At 73.0% G+C, this 17,007-nt stretch carries 14 protein-coding genes; 6 read left to right on the top strand and 8 right to left on the bottom strand.

Annotated features, from left to right (window positions below; translation table 11 throughout):
- Window positions 1-45 precede the first annotated feature (45 nt).
- Window positions 46-2,520: an FtsX-like permease family protein gene (locus ACIGNX_RS14350; protein ID WP_396539936.1), complete on the bottom strand. Its 2,475-nt coding sequence runs from the start codon at window positions 2,518-2,520 to the stop codon at window positions 46-48.
- A gap of 104 nt (window positions 2,521-2,624) precedes the next feature.
- On the opposite strand from ACIGNX_RS14350, the gene ACIGNX_RS14345 reads away from it, so the two are divergent.
- Window positions 2,625-3,155, top strand: coding sequence for an NUDIX hydrolase (locus tag ACIGNX_RS14345; protein WP_396539934.1), 531 nt, complete (start codon window positions 2,625-2,627; stop codon window positions 3,153-3,155).
- On the opposite strand, the gene ACIGNX_RS14340 is transcribed toward ACIGNX_RS14345, so the two are convergent.
- The 3 genes from ACIGNX_RS14340 to ACIGNX_RS14330 form a co-directional block, all read right to left on the bottom strand.
- The gene (locus ACIGNX_RS14340; RefSeq protein WP_396539932.1) at window positions 3,138-4,058 is read right to left on the bottom strand and encodes an aldo/keto reductase; all 921 of its coding nucleotides are present in this window, start codon (window positions 4,056-4,058) and stop codon (window positions 3,138-3,140) included. The two genes, ACIGNX_RS14345 and ACIGNX_RS14340, sit on opposite strands and share 18 nt — an antisense overlap.
- Window positions 4,059-4,119: 61 nt before the next feature.
- A complete protein-coding gene (locus ACIGNX_RS14335) occupies window positions 4,120-4,887 on the bottom strand; it encodes an ABC transporter permease (protein ID WP_396539931.1) in 768 nt (255 codons plus the stop codon).
- 398 nt (window positions 4,888-5,285) lie between these two features.
- On the bottom strand, window positions 5,286-6,194 hold the full coding sequence (locus tag ACIGNX_RS14330; RefSeq protein WP_396539929.1) for an ABC transporter ATP-binding protein: 909 nt from the start codon (window positions 6,192-6,194) through the stop codon (window positions 5,286-5,288).
- Between the two features lie 112 nt (window positions 6,195-6,306).
- On the opposite strand from ACIGNX_RS14330, the gene ACIGNX_RS14325 reads away from it, so the two are divergent.
- Together ACIGNX_RS14325 and ACIGNX_RS14320 are read left to right on the top strand one after the other, a co-directional pair.
- Window positions 6,307-7,413, top strand: coding sequence for a histidine kinase (locus ACIGNX_RS14325; protein WP_396539927.1), 1,107 nt, complete (start codon window positions 6,307-6,309; stop codon window positions 7,411-7,413).
- Entirely contained in the window at window positions 7,410-8,054 is a 645-nt protein-coding gene (locus tag ACIGNX_RS14320) for a response regulator (protein WP_396539925.1), read from the top strand. The genes ACIGNX_RS14325 and ACIGNX_RS14320 overlap by 4 nt, the downstream gene beginning before the upstream one ends.
- A gap of 1,168 nt (window positions 8,055-9,222) precedes the next feature.
- Here ACIGNX_RS14320 and arc read toward each other — a convergent pair.
- Window positions 9,223-11,022, bottom strand: a complete 1,800-nt coding sequence (gene arc / locus ACIGNX_RS14315) for a proteasome ATPase (protein WP_396539923.1) — start codon at window positions 11,020-11,022, stop codon at window positions 9,223-9,225.
- A 240-nt stretch (window positions 11,023-11,262) separates the two neighbouring features.
- On the opposite strand from arc, the gene ACIGNX_RS14310 reads away from it, so the two are divergent.
- The gene (locus ACIGNX_RS14310; protein WP_396539921.1) at window positions 11,263-12,165 is read left to right on the top strand and encodes a hypothetical protein; all 903 of its coding nucleotides are present in this window, start codon (window positions 11,263-11,265) and stop codon (window positions 12,163-12,165) included.
- A gap of 67 nt (window positions 12,166-12,232) precedes the next feature.
- Here the strand turns inward: ACIGNX_RS14310 and ACIGNX_RS14305 are convergent, their stop codons facing one another.
- The 3 genes from ACIGNX_RS14305 to ACIGNX_RS14295 all read right to left on the bottom strand — a co-directional run bounded on the left by ACIGNX_RS14305 (window position 12,233) and on the right by ACIGNX_RS14295 (window position 14,993).
- Window positions 12,233-13,060: a tRNA (adenine-N1)-methyltransferase gene (locus ACIGNX_RS14305; protein ID WP_396539919.1), complete on the bottom strand. Its 828-nt coding sequence runs from the start codon at window positions 13,058-13,060 to the stop codon at window positions 12,233-12,235.
- 76 nt (window positions 13,061-13,136) lie between these two features.
- Window positions 13,137-13,700, bottom strand: coding sequence for a hypothetical protein (locus ACIGNX_RS14300; RefSeq protein WP_396539917.1), 564 nt, complete (start codon window positions 13,698-13,700; stop codon window positions 13,137-13,139).
- Window positions 13,701-13,862: 162 nt separating this feature from the next.
- Window positions 13,863-14,993 carry a site-2 protease family protein gene (locus tag ACIGNX_RS14295; RefSeq protein WP_396539915.1) on the bottom strand — a complete coding sequence of 377 codons (1,131 nt, stop codon included), beginning with the start codon at window positions 14,991-14,993 and terminating at the stop codon, window positions 13,863-13,865.
- Between the two features lie 332 nt (window positions 14,994-15,325).
- Between ACIGNX_RS14295 and ACIGNX_RS14290 the strand changes: the two genes are divergently transcribed.
- Both ACIGNX_RS14290 and ACIGNX_RS14285 read left to right on the top strand, forming a co-directional pair.
- Window positions 15,326-16,192, top strand: a complete 867-nt coding sequence (locus tag ACIGNX_RS14290; protein ID WP_396539913.1) for a RecB family exonuclease — start codon at window positions 15,326-15,328, stop codon at window positions 16,190-16,192.
- Window positions 16,193-16,207: 15 nt separating this feature from the next.
- On the top strand, window positions 16,208-16,981 hold the full coding sequence (locus ACIGNX_RS14285; protein ID WP_396539911.1) for a thioesterase family protein: 774 nt from the start codon (window positions 16,208-16,210) through the stop codon (window positions 16,979-16,981).
- Window positions 16,982-17,007: the final 26 nt, after the last annotated feature.

The following is a 17,007-nucleotide window of genomic DNA, read 5'->3' as shown; positions in this document are numbered from 1 at the left end:
GACTACGACCTCCGACCACCACACCGCCCGAACCCGGCCGAGGTTTCAGCCCGCCGCGAGCCCCGCGGCCGGCCGGATGCGGGACGCGCCGCGCGCCGGGCCGAACGCCGCCAGCACCGCCAGGGCCACCACGCCCACGCCGCCGAACAGCAGCGGGGCGACCGCCGCCGTCGGCCAGACAAGCGCGCCGACGGCGGCCAGCGTCAGCTCCGCGTAGACGAGGCCGAAGACGCCCCCGCCCAGCACCCCGACCAGCGCCAACAGCACCGCTTCGGCCACCACCCCGCCCTGCAGGCCGCCCTTGGTGACGCCCAGCGCGCGCCGCAGCGCCAGCTCCTTGCGACGCTCCTGCACGGAGATGGTCAAGGCGGTCCCGATGCCCGTCACGGCCACCGCCACGGACAGCCCGAGCAGCACCATCAGCAGCACGATCCCCAGGTCGAGGTAGCGCTGGTCGCGGGCGCTCTTCTCGGCGTTCGTGTTCACCAGGACGGTGGGCGCGTCGGCCAGCTCCGCCCGCACGCCCGCCTGGTAGGCGGCCGGGTCCGCGCCCGGTCGCAGCGCCACCAGGACCTTCGTGGCGGGCGCCAGGCCCGGGTCGGGCAGCACCACGTCGGCACCGTCCAGCAGGGAGCCGGTGAACGTCCCGACGACCGTGGCCGTGCGCGGCCCACCGGGCAGCCCCTCGACCGTGAACGGTGCGCCGACGCGCGCGCCGAGCCGTTCGGCGTACCACTCGTCGACCAGGACGGTGCCGGCGGCGAAGTCCTTGACGTTGACGTCCTGGCTGGTCAGCCAGTCGCGCAGCCGTTCCGGGTCCGCGCCGACGACCTGGGCGGGGAACCTGTGGCCCTCGGTGTCGCGCTGGTCCACGTCGACGCCGTGCAGCACGACCGAGGACGCCACCTCGGGCCGGGCGGCCGCCGTCGCCGCGCCCTCGGCGAGCGCCCGCCCGCCGGAGTCCACCACCACGGCGTCGGGTCGCGGTTCGTTGCTGAACTCGTCCTCCATGCGCTGCGCGGAACCCACCGTGACGGCGAAGAACGTGACCATCGCGGCGGCCAGGAGCAGCGGCATCGCCACCGACGCCGACCGCTGCGGCACCCGCCGCACCTCCGCCGCGGCCAGCTTCCACTGCGCGCCGCCGAAGCGGCTCGCCACCGAGCCGAAGATCCGGCCCAGCGCCGGCACCACGACCGGCCCCAGCACCCCGAACAGGCCGAACACGGCCGTGATGCCGGAGAACAGGACCAGGAAGATCGCGGCGAGCGAGCCCGACGCGACCAGCGCCAGCGCGGCCAGGACCGCCGCGAGCACGACCAACGCGATCCCGAAGACCCGCCGCCTGCGCACCACGGCCCGGTCCGGCGTCTGGCCTTCGGACGTCCGCAGGGCCGCCAGGGGCGAGATGCGAGCGGCGGCCAGCGAGGGCCGGACCGCGGCGAACGCGCTCAGCGTCGCGGACGTGACGACGCCGATCAGCAACTGGCCCGCCGTGGGCAGCAGGGACGGGCTCAGCTCCACCGCGCCGAGCAGCGCCGACAGGCCCGTGCCGTCGAACAGCCTGGCCAGCAGCCACGCGACCGACCCGCCGAGCGCCGCGCCCACCACGCCCGCGACCACGCCGGTGACCAGGGCTTCGAGCAGGTTCGCCCAGACCAGCGGGCCGCGGTGCGCGCCCAGGCAGCGCAGGAGCGCCGTGTGCCGCTGCCGTTGCGCGTAGACGGCGCGGTAGGTGGCCGAGGCCACGAACACCGACGTGGCCAGCGCCAGGATGCTGAACGGCAGCAGCACGACGGCCAGGTCGTTGGCGGGCCGCTCCCCGGTCACGGCCGCGCGGGTGTCGACCCGGACATCCCCGCCGGCGGCGTTCGCGAGGGCCTCCCGGTCGCCGCCGACCACGTAAACCGCCTTGAGGCGGGGTTCGCCGCCGAGCTTGGCGGCGAGGCGCTCGCCGACCACGACGAGCGGTTCGTCGGCGATCGAGCCGCGCTTGGTGATGCCGCGGACGACGACGTCGACCGGCTTGCCCGCCGCGTCGGCCAGCCGCACGGACGCGCCCGGTCGGAGGCCGTGCTCGTAGGCGGTGACCCGGTCGACCGCGATCTCGCCGTCCGGGCCCGGCGAGCGGCCGTCCTGGATCGGCACGCGGTGCAGGTCCGCGCGGTCGGGCTCGATGTCGGCGGTGACGCGGCGGTCGTCCGCCCGGCCGCCGTCGAGCAGCAGGTCGGCGCGGACCTCGCGGACCGGCTGCGCCAGCGTCACCCCCGCGACCCGTGCCACCCGGTCGACGGTCGCCTGGTCGAGGTCGTCGTTGCCGAAGGCCGGCGGGCGGACGACGAAGTCGACCCCGGCGGGCACGGTCGGCACGCCCTCGTCGGTGGCGCGGACCATCGCGTCGCTGAGCATCAGGGCGGCCAGCAGGCAGGCGACGCCGACCACCAGGGCGACACCGGGCAGCACGGCACGGCCGGGCCGGTTGCGGAACTCGGCGACCGCGAGCCGCAGGGATGTGGGCACAACTCCTCCTCGTGACGCGAACGGCACGACGGTAGGAAGCGGCCGGGTCGGCAGGCGTCGGCCCGAGGTAGCACGGTCCGGTACTACCTGGGGAGGATCTCCCCGTGGAGCACGTACTGGTGGTGGACCCGGACGGCACGCCCGTCGGCACGGCGACCCGCGCCCGGATGCGCGCCGAGGGGCTGTGGCACGCGTGTGCCGCCATCGTGGTGCGGTCGCCGGACGGGACGCGGGTGTACGTCCACCGGCGCACCGACACCAAGGACGTCTACCCCGGGCTGTACGACCCGACGTGCGGCGGTGTCGTCGCGGCGGGCGAGACGCCGGACGAGTGCGCCGTGCGGGAGTTGGCCGAGGAACTGGGTGTCTCGGCGACGCCGTCGTTCCGGTTCCGCACGCCGTTCGTGGACGGGACGATCCGCTACGTCGCCCACGTCTACGACGTGCGCAGCGACGGGCCGTTCACCCACCAGCCGGAGGAGGTGGCATGGGGCGGCTGGATGGAGCTGGCGCAGGTCCGGGCGCTGGTGGATGACCCGGAATGGCCCGTCGTGCCGGACGGTCGGCTGCTGTTCCGCGAGTGGCTGCGCCGGGTGACGCCCGCCTCGGCCCCCGGTTCAGTCCCAGGCCAGTGACGCCCTCGTCGCCCAGTACCGCTCGGCGGGCTCGGCGCAGTCGGCCAGCTCGTCCGGGTCCAGGTCGACGTCGCGCGCCTCCAGGTTGGCGCGCAACTGCTCCGGACTGGCCGCCCCGCTGAGGACGACGTCGGCCCACGGCTGGGCGCGCACCGCCGCCAACGCGATGGCGTCCGCGCCGACCCCGTGCTTCTCGGCGAGTTCCCGCACCCGCGGCGGCGGGTCGACGGCCAGCCTGCCGTTGGCCAGGCCCTCCTTCACGAACACCTCGGCACCGGACTCCCGGGCGTACGCCAGCGCCGGCGCGACCGACGGCTCCAGCACGTTCCAGGTGGACTGGACGCTGTCGAACAGCCGCCGCCCCTCGACGGCCAGCTCCAACGCCCGCCGCACCGTCTCGGCCTGGTGGGGGCCGGAGGTGGAGAACCCGACGCGGACCCCGGAGTCCCGCAACCCGCCCAGCGCGAGCAGCAGGTCCGGGTCGCCGAACAACGGGCTGTCGGAGGTCAGCGAGTGCACGTTGTAGAGGCCGACGTGCGCGCCGAGCAGCTCCTCGGTCTCCCGCCACTGCCGGGTGAACCGCTCGACGGTGTGCTCCTTGATCTCGTGCGTGTCCGCGTCCCGCCGCCACTCGCCGACGTAGGCGTAACCCCACTTGCTGGAGACGAGGACGTCCTGGTGACCGCGTGCGGCGAGCCACTGGGCCAGGAACTCCTCGGCCCGTCCGTAGGACCGGGCCGCGTCGACCCGCCGCACGCCCGCCGCGTAGGCGGCGTCCAGCACGGCGTGGCACTGGGCGCGCATGGCGTCCACGTCGCGGTGTTCGGGCAACGCGTCCTCGCGCCCGAGGTTGATGTAGGCGGGTCGACCGAGCGCGGCCAGGCCGAGGGCGAATTCGGGCACGTCCGACACCGTAGCCGCCCGCACCGGCACCCCGCCGGACAGCGGCCCGCCGACCCCTCGGTCAGGCGTCACGCCGGAGCAGCGCGACCGTTCCCGCACCTAAGGCCAGCCCGACGTAGGCGACCATCACCAAACCGGCTTGGACCGGCGAGAGGGGCGCGCCGGGCACCTCGCCGGCGAGCTGAGGTGCGAGCGACGGCACCATCACCGAGTACACCCGCTCGTTCCAGGGGTCCGGCAGGATCAGCGTGAGCGAGGGCAGGACGAACAGCAGGGCGCACAGGCCGACCAGGGTGCCCGCCGTGGAGCGGAGCAGGAAGCCCAGGCCCAGACCGAGGAGCGCGAGCAGGACCATCGAAGCGGTGTTGGCCAGGAGCGTGGGCAGTGCTTCGGCGAACGAGGAGTAGGCCGAGATCGGCTCGGGCCGGTCTCCGGTGATCAGTTCGCCGGCCTGGTAGGCGAGGAACACCGAGACCAGGGCGACGACCAGCGACGCGCCGGCCACGACGGCCGTCTTGGCCAGCAGGTAGGTCTTGCGTCGCGGCACGGACACCAGGGCGGTGCGGATCATGCCGGAGCCGTACTCCGAGGTCACCGCCAGGGCGCCGAGCACTCCGAGGCAGAACTGGGTGAACGGGACGACCATCACGCCGGGGTCGGCCGCCCCGAACTTCCGCTGAAGGTCCGGCGGCGACGTGTCCCAGTCCGCGGTCATGAGGTAGGACACGAGCGTGCCGACCAGCAACGACAGGACGATGGCGAGCAGGACGTAGGTGGTCGAGCGGACGGAGCGGAGCTTCAACCACTCCGAGCTCAGCACGTCGGTCATCGAACGGTCTCCTTCGTTTCCTCGACGGGGGATCGCGGCCCCCGGTGGTTTTCGGGTAGGTGCGCCACGTGCCGCACCCGGTAGTCGGCTCCCTCGGCCCGACAGGTGGACCCCGGCAGGTGCCCTCTGGGCACTGCCCCTGAGCTACCGGCACGCGCCCTGCCCAAGCGTGCAGCGGGTATCGACGGGAGCTCGGCGTGGGTCGGTCACAGGTCCGGGCGCGGTCGGCGACCGCAGCCTTCGACCCACCGGTGGGTCGACACGCCAAGCCGGGCTCACCACACCGACGCGCGGCTCCGGCGCGGTTGCTCGGGCGCGATGGGAAGGCGGTGACGGAGGCTCCGGTCCGGTCGAGGTGGTCGCCGCCCGGAGTGCGCGGGCGGTTATCGGGTCTCTGGTCAGGGCGAGGTCGGCGTGGTCCGGTATTCGAGACTGTCTTCGGTCAGTTGCAGGTAGGCGTCCTCCAACGACGCGCTGCGCGGGGTCAGCTCGTGGATGGCGATGTGGTTGCGGGCGGCCAGGGTGGCGATCTCGGCGGCCTCGACGCCCTGGACCAGCACGGCACCTCCTTCGAGGTCGGTGGTGGCTCCCGCGGCGGTCAGGAGCGGCACCAGGGAGTCCGGCGTGGGGGTTCGAACCAGGACGTCCCTCCTGAACTTGTCCTGGAGGTCTTGCATCGACGCTTCCAAGATCAACCGGCCTCGGCCGATCACGATGACCCGGTCGGCGGTCAGGGCCATCTCGCTCATCAGGTGGCTGGACACGAGCACCGTGCGGCCCTCCTGGGCTAAGCCGCGCATGAGGTGGCGGATCCAGCGGATGCCCTCCGGGTCCAGGCCGTTCACCGGCTCGTCGAACAGCAGCACGCCCGGATCGCCGAGCAGGGCCGCCGCCACGCCCAGCCGCTGCTTCATGCCCAGCGACAGCGAGCCCACGCGTCTCTTCGCCACGCCGGCCAGCCCGACCCGCTCCAGGGTGGCGACCACGCGGCTGTCCTTGATGCCGTTGCTGCGCGCCAGCACGCGGAGGTGGTCGTAGGCCGACCGACCACCGTGCACCGCGCCCGCGTCGAGCAGCGCGCCGACGTGGTGCATGGGGCGGCGGATGGTGGCGTAGGGGCGGCCCTCCACGAGCGCTTCGCCGCTGGTGGGGCGGTCCAGTCCGAGGATGGCCCGCATGGTGGTGGACTTGCCCGCGCCGTTGGGCCCGAGGAAGCCCGCGACGTACCCGGGCTTCACCTCGAAGGACAGGCCGTCGACGGCCCTCGTGGCGCGGTAGCGCTTGGTCAGGTTCCGCACTTCGATCATGGCGATGAGCTTGCCGGGCTCGGCGGTTCGGCGGATCGGACCAGGGTCCCCGTTTTCCGGGTCGGACCGTGGTCCGATGTCACCGCCACCCCCGCCGATTACCGTGCCGATCATGACCTCGCGAGTCCTGCGGATGCTCCCGACCGCTTACCTGTACGCGCTGGACACGGCGGTGGCCGTGGTCCTGGTCATGGTGTACCTGGACTTCGCCCGGATGAGCGGCGCGCCGGCGTGGCTGGGCTACCCGGTGGCCGTGCTGGTCGGGGCTCCCCTGGCGCTGCGCCGCAGCCGGCCCGTGCTCACGCTCGGGGTCGTGCTGGCGGCGCAGACCGTCGCCACGGTCGCCCACATCACGCTGGAGCCCTACAGCGCGACGGCGTTCGCCATGTACATGGTGGCGTCGGTGTGCGATCGACGGGTGGCCCGCGGCGCGCTGGTGGTCGCGCTCGGCGCGGCGTGGGTGGCCGTGCTGCTCAGCGAGCCGTGGCCGGAGTCGCTGGGCTTGTGCGTGTTCCTCACGCTCGTGGTGAGCGGCGCGTGGGCGTTGGGGCGCACCACCGGCATCCGCCGGTCCTACGAGGCGCGCCAGGCCGTCGAGGCGTCGGCCAGGGCGGTGGTCGAGGAGCGGATGCGGATCGCCCGCGAGCTGCACGACGTGGTCGCGCACAGCCTGAGCCTGATCACGGTCAAGGCCGGCGTCGCGGCCCACGTGGCGTCGGTCCGGCCGGAGCAGGCGCAGGAGGCGCTGGAGGTGATCGAGAAGACCTCGCGCGGCACGCTGGTCGAGATGCGGCGGCTGCTGGGCGTGCTGCGGTCGGAGGACGCGGAGGTCGAGCTGGCGCCCATGCCGGGCATGGCCGACCTTCCCGGGCTGGTGTCGCGTGCGTCGCTGGCCGGGGTCGACGTGTCGGTCTCGGTGTCCGGCGAGCTGCCCGACCGGTTGGGGCTGACGGTGTACCGGATCGTGCAGGAGTCGGTGACGAACGTGGTCAAGCACGCCGCGCCGGCCACCTGCGAGGTGTCGATCGTGGTCGGGGACGCCGCGGTCGAGGTCCGGGTGGTCGACGACGGTCCGGGTGAACGGGTGCTGGCCGGCGGCGGAGGGGGGCACGGGTTGATCGGGATGAGGGAACGGGTGGCCGTCTACGGCGGCACGTTCTCGGCCGGGCCGCGGGCCGGCGGTGGGTTCGCGGTGCGGGCGGAGGTGCCGCTGTCGTGATCGACGTGGTGATCGTGGACGACCAGGCGCTGCTGCGGGGCAGCTTCCGGGTGCTGGTGGACTCCGCCCCCGACCTGCGGGTGGTGGGCGAGGCGGGTGACGGGGCGGAGGCGGTGGCGGTGGTGCGGTCGACGTCGCCGGATGTCGTGCTGATGGACGTGCGGATGCCGGGCGTGGACGGCATCGCGGCCACCCGGGAGATCGGTGGGTTCAGCGCGGCCAAGGTGCTGATCCTGACGACGTTCAACCTGGACGAGTACGTCTGCTCGGCGTTGCGGGCAGGTGCGAGCGGGTTCCTGCTGAAGGACACGCCCCCGGCCGAACTGCTGGCCGCGATCCGCGTAGTGGCCGCCGGGGACGCTCTACTGTCACCCTCCGTGACTCGAAGGCTGGTGTCGGAGTTCGCCCGCACGCCTGCCCTCCGGCCGATCCGGGTCGGCACGATCACGGAGCGTGAGCAGGAGGTGCTGGTCCTCATCGCCCGTGGCTTCTCGAACGTCGAGATCATGCGGGCGCTGCACCTGTCCACCGGCACGGTGAAGACCCACATCGGCCGCCTGCTGCACAAGCTCCACGCCCGGGACCGGGCCCAACTGGTGATCGCCGCCTACGAATCGGGCCTGGTCACAGCACGGGCATGAGCCGGTGGCGGGTCTCGCAGACGGGTGTCGGACCGGCGTGGGGCGGGGTCGAGGCGCAACGAGCAGGCGGCACGGGGTACGCGGGTAAGGCTCGACCCGACAGGGCTAATGGGGAGGACTTCGTGCCGACAGTGAGCGGGGGTAGGGCGGAGTAAGTCGAGGGTGGGTGGCGGGCCGCAGGCGAGGGAGAGGAAGCGCTGCCATCACAGGTGCGGTGGAAGAGGCGGGAAAGAGGCATGGAGGAAGTCAGGGAGTAGGCGGCAGAGCAGGCAGGCGCGGGGTGGCTGAGACAGGCGGGCAGGGGAAGGCAAGCCGCGGGGCGGGGCAGTGTCCGGCTTGAGGGCTCTGCAAGGCGGGCGAGTGGCGGCGGGACACCAAGGGTGGGTGCGAGGCGGCAGCGGGCAGGTGCCGCTGGGGCAGCGGCAGGCGGAGGGCCGAAGGGAGGGCGGGTGGGACACGCGGTCAACGGCAGGTGAGACACGCGATCGAGGGCGGGCGGAGCAAGCCGGTCGGGGCAGGCGGGCGAGCACACGCGGGACTGGGCAGGTGGAGTACGCGGTCAGGGGCGGGCGGGCGAGCACACGCGGGACTGGGCAGGCGGAGCACCTGGGCGTGGGCAGGCGGGAGTGGCAGGCGGGAGTGGGCAGGCGGGAGCCCGCGGCAGAGCAGGTAGGAGGCAGAGGCAGGTAGGCGAGGGCTGGCGGGGGCACGCGGGCGGGGAGACAGGCGGAATGGGCAAGCGGGAAGCGGGGCAAGGTCGGTCGGGGAGGCTGGCTGAGAGGCGGCGGGTGTGGTGAGGCGTGGCGAGTGGGGACGGTGGCTGAGGGTGGAGATCGGGTGAGGGTGGAGGTCGGGTGAGGGCGGCGGGCTGGGGCGGAGGGGTGTCTGGGCACGCAGGAGTGAGCCGGGTGCAGGAGTGGTCGGAGGGTGATCGGTGAGCGGGGTGAATGAGGTGCGGTGGGTGGCGGGAGAAGGGGCGGTGGCAGAAAGGTCCGGGGCCGGGCTGTGGGGAAGGGGCTGTGGGGAAGGGGCTGTGGAGAAGGGGCAGCGGGTGGAGAGCTGCGGGTGAAGAGTTGCGGGTGAAAGGGGCCGGTGGATGCGGAAAGCCCCGCCCGGCGCGGTGGCTGGGCGGGGCTTTCCTGGCGGGTTGGTGGTTGGTGAGGCGGTGTTACAGGTACTGACCGGTGTTCGTGGCCGTGTCGATGGCGCGGCCCGACTCCTGGTTCTTGCCGGTCACGAGCGTGCGGATGTAGACGATCCGCTCGCCCTTCTTGCCCGAGATCCTGGCCCAGTCGTCCGGGTTGGTCGTGTTGGGCAGGTCCTCGTTCTCGGCGAACTCGTCCACGATCGCGTCCAGCAGGTGGCGCACCGACAGACCCGGCTGCTTGGTGTCCAGCAGGCTCTTGATGGCCGCCTTCTTGGCGCGGTCGACGATGTTCTGGATCATCGCGCCCGAGTTGAAGTCCCGGAAGTACAGGACCTCCTTGTCACCGTTGGCGTAGGTGACCTCGAGGAAGCGGTTCTCCTCGGACTCCTCGTACATCCGCTCGACCGTGTGCTGCACCATGCCGTCGATGCAGGCCGCCGGGTCGCCGCCGAACTCGGCCAGGTCGTCGGCGTGGATCGGCAGGTCGGGCGTCAGGTACTTGTTGAAGATGTCCTTCGCGCCCTCGGCGTCCGGACGCTCGATCTTGATCTTGACGTCGAGCCGGCCGGGCCGCAGGATCGCCGGGTCGATCATGTCCTCGCGGTTGGACGCGCCGATCACGATCACGTTCTCCAGGCCCTCGACGCCGTCGATCTCGCTGAGGAGCTGGGGGACGATCGTGGTCTCCACGTCGGAGGACACGCCGCTGCCGCGGGTGCGGAAGATCGAGTCCATCTCGTCGAAGAACACGATCACCGGGGTGCCCTCGGACGCCTTCTCGCGCGCCCGCTGGAAGATCAGCCGGATGTGCCGCTCGGTCTCGCCCACGAACTTGTTGAGCAGCTCGGGGCCCTTGATGTTGAGGAAGTAGCTCTTCGCCTCGCGGTGGTCCTCACCGCGGGCGGCGTGGACCTGCTTGGCCAGCGAGTTCGCCACCGCCTTCGCGATGAGCGTCTTGCCGCAACCGGGAGGGCCGTACAGCAGCACGCCCTTGGGCGGGCGCAGCTTGTACTCGCGGAACAGGTCGGCGTGCAGGAACGGCAGCTCCACCGCGTCGCGGATCTGCTCGATCTGCCGGTAGAGGCCGCCGATGTCCTCGTAGCGGACGTCCGGCACCTCCTCCAGCACCAGGTCCTCGACCTCGGCCTTGGGCACGCGCTCGTAGGCGAAGCCGGCCTTCGAGTCGACCAGCAGCGAGTCACCCGCCTTCAGCGGCGCGTCCATCAGCGGCTGCGCCAGCCAGACGACCCGCTCCTCGTCGGCGTGGCCCACGACCAGGGCGCGGCCGATCGAGCCGTCGGCCGTGTCCGAGGTCAGCACCTCGCGCAGCGTGCAGACCTCGCCGATGCGCTCGAAGTCGCCGCCCTCGACCACCGTCAGCGCCTCGTTGAGGCGCACCGACTGACCCATGACCAGCGACGACGCCTCGACCGCCGGCGATACGGAAACCCGCATGCGACGGCCGGAGGTGAACACGTCCACCGTGCCGTCGTCGAACCTGGCCAGGAACACGCCGTAACCGCTGGGCGGCTGCGCGAGCCGGTCCACTTCCTCGCGCAGCGCGAGCAGCTGGCTCCGCGCCTCTCGAAGGGTGTCGATGAGCTTCGTGTTGCGCTCGGTCAACTGGCTGACGCGCTCCGTCGCCTCAGCCAGCCGCTGCTCCAGCAAGCGGACGTGTCGTGGGGATTCCGTCAGCTTGCGGCGCAGCAACGCGATCTCGTCCTCCAGGAACCTGATCTGCGCTGTCAGCTCACCAGAGTTGTTGCCCTTGTTCAGCTCGCCGCCCTCGTCGGGCTGGCTGCCGGGATGACCGTGCTGCATGTCGGCACCCTCCTCCCGTGTTCGTACGACAACGGTACCGGCGATCACCGACAAAAGCCGCCACCCAGCGGGTTCCCGGGAGTCGTGTGATGACACAAACCGCCCGCTCGGCCGGATCAACTGCTCCATACCGGTGTCTGCCGGAACCTCCTACCCGCTACCGTGCGTCCCATAACGAGCCTCACGCGCGTAGTCCGGGCAGTGTCCTCTGCCACCAGCGGAAAGTTCTAGGAGAACGTGATGTCCGTCCCGCCGCAGCAGCCGGGTCCCCACGGTCAGCAGCCGGGTCCGTTCGGCCAGCAACCTGGCCAGTTCGGCCAGCAGCCGGGGTACGGCCAGCAGCCCGGCGGGTACCCGCCGCCGCCCCAGGGTTTCCCACAGGGTGGGCAGCAGCCCGGTTACGGGCCGCCTCCGGGCGGCTACCCGCCGCCCGGCCAGCCGGGGTCCGGCGACCAGCCCTACGGCCAGCCCTCCCCCGGTGACCACCCCTACGGCCAGCCTTCCCCGGGTCAGCAGCCCTACGGCCAGCAGCCCTACGGCCAGCCCGTCCCCGGTCAGCCGCCGTACGGCCAGCCCGGCCAGTTCCACCAGCCCGGTTACGGCCAACCGGGTGGTTTCGGCGACCCCTACGGCGCACCGCCGAAGAAGAGCCCGCTGCCCTGGATCCTCGGCGGCCTCGGCGCCGTGGTGGTGATCGGCGTCGTCGTCACGCTGGTCGTGATCCTCGGCGGTGGGGGCAACGGCTCGCCCAAGGACGCGGCCGACAGCTACGTCGCCGCGGTCAACGCCCGCGACTTCGACAAGCTCAAGACGCTGACCTGCGCCGAGAAGCACGGCACGATCGACGACATCAAGAAGGCCACCGACCCCGGCGCGTTCGCCGCGGAGCTGGAGAAGGAGCTCGAGGACCTGCCTCCGGAGTTCAAGAAGCAGATCGAGGAGGCCCAGGAGGCGGCGAAGAACATCAAGGTCAACCTCACCGTCGACAAGGTCGAGGAGAAGACCGACTCGGAGGCCGCCGCCACCATCTCCGTCCGGTTCGAGGGCGTGCCGGACAGCATGAAGGACTTCGTCAAGGACCAGACCGACACGCTGCCGCTGAAGAAGACCGACGACGGCTGGGTCGCCTGCCCCAAGAGCTGATCCCCCCGCCGACAGAACGGCCCGGCACGCGGTGTGCCGGGCCGTTTTCGCTGGTCAGGGCGTTTGATCAGCCCTTGGACGGCCGGCGCTGCGGCCGGGGCGGGGTGACCCCGTCGGCGAGCCTGCGGGTGGTCAGCAGGAACGCGGTGTGCCCGATCATGCGGTGCTCCGGGCGGACCGCGAGGCCCACCACGTGCCACGGGCGCACGAGGGTCTCCCACGCGTGCGGCTCGGTCCAGTGCTGCTGCTCCCGGATCGCCTCGGTGACCCGGGACAGCTGCGTGGTGGTCGCCACGTACACCACGAGCACGCCGCCCGGGATGAGGCTGCGCGACACCGCGGGCAGCACGTCCCACGGCGCGAGCATGTCGAGCACCACCCGGTCGACCTCGCCCTCGTGGTCGGCCACGTCGCCCACGGTCAGCGACCAGTTGCCCGGCCGCTCGCCGAAGAACTGCTCGACGTTGCGGATGGCGTGGTCGGCGTGGTCCTGCCGGACCTCGTACGACGTCACGCTGCCCTTCTCGCCGACCGCGCGCAGCAACGAGCAGGTCAGGGCACCCGACCCGGCGCCTGCCTCCAGCACCCGCGCGCCGGGGAACACGTCGCCGTACATGACGATCTGGGCGGCGTCCTTGGGGTAGATCACCTGCGCGCCGCGCGGCATCGACAGGACGTAGTCCGACAGCAGCGGCCGCAGCGCCAGGAACGACGTGCCGCCGACCGAGACGACCACGGACCCCTCGGGCTGCCCGATCAGCTTGTCGTGCGGCAGCGCGCCGCGGTGGGTGTGGTACTCCTTGCCCGGTTCGAGCACGATCGTGTAGTGCCGTCCCTTCGGGTCGGTCAACTGCACCCGGTCACCCGGCTGGAACGGACCACTGGCGGTGCTCACCGCGGCGAACCTCCTGCGTAACGCGTGTCAACGGCGCACGATGGTCGCACGCGCGCCGCGCCCGGCCCGTGGCGGCCTACCGGCGGTCGCGCAGGTTGCCCTTCGCCAGCTCGGCGATCGTGTGGAAGACGGGCCAGCCGACCAGCCAGACCCCGCCGACCAGCGTCATGCCCTGCATCTGGCCCCACAGCGCCTCGGTGCGCTCCGGCGTGCCCACGACGTACCTGAGCAGCAGCATCACCGAGCAGGCGATGACCCACGCCAGCGCGAACTTGCCCCACTCGCGCCACTCGTAGCGGACCTTCCCCGGGCCGTGCCTGGGCGGCTTGACCGGCGGCGGGCCGCCCGCGAACCGGTGGGCGAACCGCTGGTCGGCCCACCGCAGCATGGTGTGCCCGAACGCCACGCTGACGCCCAGGTAGATCGCCGCCAGCCCGTGCACGCCGGTGGCCTCTCCCCCGCGCCGCAGGTCGAAGACGGTGGCGACGAGCAGCACGACGTCCACCAGCGGGGTGCAGACCAGCAGAACGCCGCCCAGCCGGGGCATCCGCAGCACGTACCGGGCCAGCAGCCCCGCCCCCAGCACGACCCAGAACCCGATCTCGCACGCCACGATGAGGATGACCAACGGTTCCACCACGACCCCGATGATGCCGTGCGGGGATCATGGTCCGCGTCGTCGGGGAGACCGAGGCCGGGTCATCAGTTCGTACGACGCCACGGGCGAGGTGACGTGCTCCACCTCGCCGAGGAGCGGTCGAATCACCCGATCGAGTGAAGGCCGTAGGCGGGGTCGGGCCGGTCAGCGGCGGTCCAGCGCGGCTTTGAGGTCCTCGCGCCGCAGCACGCCCGAGGGCCGCCCCTCGAGGTCGACGACCAGGTACTCCCAGGCCGCGGTGCCGTGCACGCGCTCGACCACCTCGGCGCCGCTCTCGTTCTCCAGCAGCACGGTCTCCGGCCGGATCGGCACGGCGGCCTGCTCGGCGGGCGCGTGCGGCGAGGTGCTGGCCAGGCGGCGCGCCATCTCGCGGTCGAGCAGGCCGGCGGCCACGCCGTCGGCGCGGACCAGCACCACGCCCCGGCCGGCCGACGCGGTGAGCGCGCCCGACACGGGGCTCTCGGCGGGCAGCTGGAGCACCGGGCGGACCAGCTCGTGCAGCGTGAGGCCGTCCGGCCAGGAGCTGCGGCGCTCGGCGGTGAACTCCCCGCGCGCGCCGGCCACCACGAACCAGGCGGTCAGCAGGCACACGCCGAAGCGCAGCCAGCGGTCCTCCGCCCCGTCGAGCACGCCCCAGACGGCCCAGACGACGAGCAGCGCGGCCACCACGCCACCGCCGACCACGGCGGCCCTCGTGCCCGCCGCGCGCCGTCCCGTGACGGCCCACACGCCCGCGCGCAGGATCCGGCCGCCGTCCAGCGGCAGGCCCGGGAGCAGGTTGAACACCGCGACGGCGGCGTTGGCGAAGGCGGTCTGCGCGATCAGCAGCCAGATCGCGTCGGGTTCCGGGATGGCCGACGCGCCCAGCGCGAACACGCCCGCCAGCACGATGGACACGATCGGGCCCGCGGCGGCGATCGCGCCCTCGTGACCGGGGCGGGTCGGCGTGCGCATCACCTCGGACACCCCGCCGAGCAGGAACAGCCGCAGCCGCCGCACCGGCAGACCCAGGCGCAGGGCGACCAGGCTGTGGCCGAGTTCGTGCGCCAGCACGGACAGGCCGAGGAAGACCGCGAACGTGGCCGCGAGTAGCACGCCCGTGAGCCCGCCGATACCGGGCGCGAGGCGGCCGACCAGCGGCGCGTAGAGCACCACGATGGCCGCCGACCCCAGCCACCACGAGGGCGCGAGCAGCACCGGTATCCCGGCCGCGCGGAACAGCGGCAGCCCGCCGTCCCGGCCGACCTGCCGTCGCCAACTCCCCTTCGTCGCCACGTCCCGAGCCTAGGGTGCCGCGTGTATCAGGACTGTGTTGGATCAGGCCCGGTTGGGACGGAGGAGAACGCCGGGTCCGTCGCCGATCCGGGCGGCGCGGCCGGCGCCGGGTCGGTCGCGAGCGCCACCGGCTCGGGCTCGCCGGCCACGGGCGCCGCGCACGTTCGACCTGGTCGGCGCGGACGGTACTCACTCGAAGGTGCGATCCCCGGTGTTCGGCCCGGAGGAGGGGTGCGACGGCCGCCACCGCGTTCCGGCGGTACGGGACGACCGCTTCCCGCCCGACGGTTCGAACCCGATCTTGTCGGGGGGTTGGCCTATGGTTTGCTCCCATGGCAGTGCCGACGATCACCGAGCGCCCTGTTCGCAGGCCAGCGCTGTCGCCCTCGCGAGCGGGCGACTTCAAGCAGTGCCCGCTGCTCTACCGCTTCCGGGCCGTCGACCGGCTGCCCGAGAAGCCGACCAGGGCGCAGGTGCGCGGCACGGTGGTGCACGCGGTGCTGGAGGACCTGTTCGGGCTGCCCGCCGCCGAGCGGCTGCCGGAGAGGGCGCGGGCGCTCGTCGGGCCGGCGTGGGAGCGGGTGCGGGCGGAGCGGCCGGAGTTCGCGGAGCTGTTCGCCGAGGGCGACCCGGAGCAGGAGCGGTGGCTCGCGTCGGCGGAGGAGCTGCTGGACGGCTACTTCGGGCTGGAGGACCCGCGCCGGTTCGACGCCGACGCGCGGGAGCTGCTGGTGGAGTGGGAGCTGCCCTCGGGCGTGCTGCTGCGCGGGTACGTCGACCGCGTGGACGTCGCGCCGACCGGTGAGATCCGGGTGGTCGACTACAAGACCGGCGCCGCGCCGCGCGAGGTCGGCGAGGCCAAGGCGTTGTTCCAGATGAAGTTCTACGCGCTGGTGCTGTGGCGGCTGCGCGGTGTGGTCCCGCGCCAGCTGCGGCTGATGTACCTGGCGGACCGGCAGGCGCTGGCCTACCAGCCGGACGAGGCGGAGCTGACCCGGTTCGAGCGCACGCTGGAGGCGATCTGGGAGGCGATCCTGCGCGCGGCGAAGTCCGGCGACTTCCGGCCGAACCCGGGCAGGCTGTGCGACTACTGCGACCACAAGGCGCTGTGCCCGGCGTTCGACGGCACGCCGCCGCCGTACCCGGGGTGGCCGGAGCCGGACGCCGGCGTCGAGACTGCGCTGGACCGGGCGGACTGACGGGGGGTGACGCCGGTGGACGCGTTCTACGAGCGGCTGGACGTCGACCGGTTCGCCGCGACCGGGCACACCTCCGGGCCGTGGGGCGAGGACAGCCAGCACCTGGGGCCGCCGTCGGCGCTGCTGGTGCGGGCGCTGGAGCAGTGCGCTCCGCGGGCCGGGGCGGTGCTGTCGCGAGTGGCGTTCGACGTGCTCGGCCCGGTGCCGGTGGCGGAGCTGACCGTCACGGCGTCGGTGGTGCGGCCGGGGCGCTCGGTGGAGCTGCTGGTGGCGGAGCTGGCGCACGCGGGCCGGGCGGTGCTGCGGGCGACGGCGTGGCGGATCGTGGCCGGCGACACGGCGGGGGTGGCGACCGGCCCGGGCGAGCCGCTGCCGCCGCCGACGGCGTGCGAGCCCATGGCGATCCCGGAGCACTGGCGGGGCGGCTACCTGGCCGCGATGCGGTGGCGCTCGGTCAGCGGCGGGGTGTTCTCCCCCGGTGACGCGGTGGTGTGGGGCCGCGCGGAGGTGCCGGTGGTGGCCGGCGAGGAGCCGAGCGCGACGCAACGCCTGTTCACGGTGGCGGACTCGGCGAGCGGTGTGTCGAGCCGGCTGGACATCCGCACCTGGTACGCGATCAACACGGACCTGACCGTGCACCTGCACCGGGAGCCGGTCGGCGAGTGGTTCGCCCTGGACGCGCGGACGGTGATCGGCCCGTCGGGCGTGGGCGTGGCGAGCAGCGTGCTGCACGACGAGCGCGGGCCGGTGGGCGGCACGGCGCAGTCGCTGTTCGTGCGGGAGCGCTGACCGACCGGCGCGCGCACCATGGGGTG

Source organism: Actinosynnema sp. NPDC053489 (assembly GCF_044544865.1).
Taxonomy (GTDB): Bacteria; Actinomycetota; Actinomycetes; order Mycobacteriales; family Pseudonocardiaceae; genus Actinosynnema.
The sequence above is the reverse complement of the archived record's forward strand: the minus strand, read 5'-3'. Positions and strand labels throughout refer to the sequence as shown.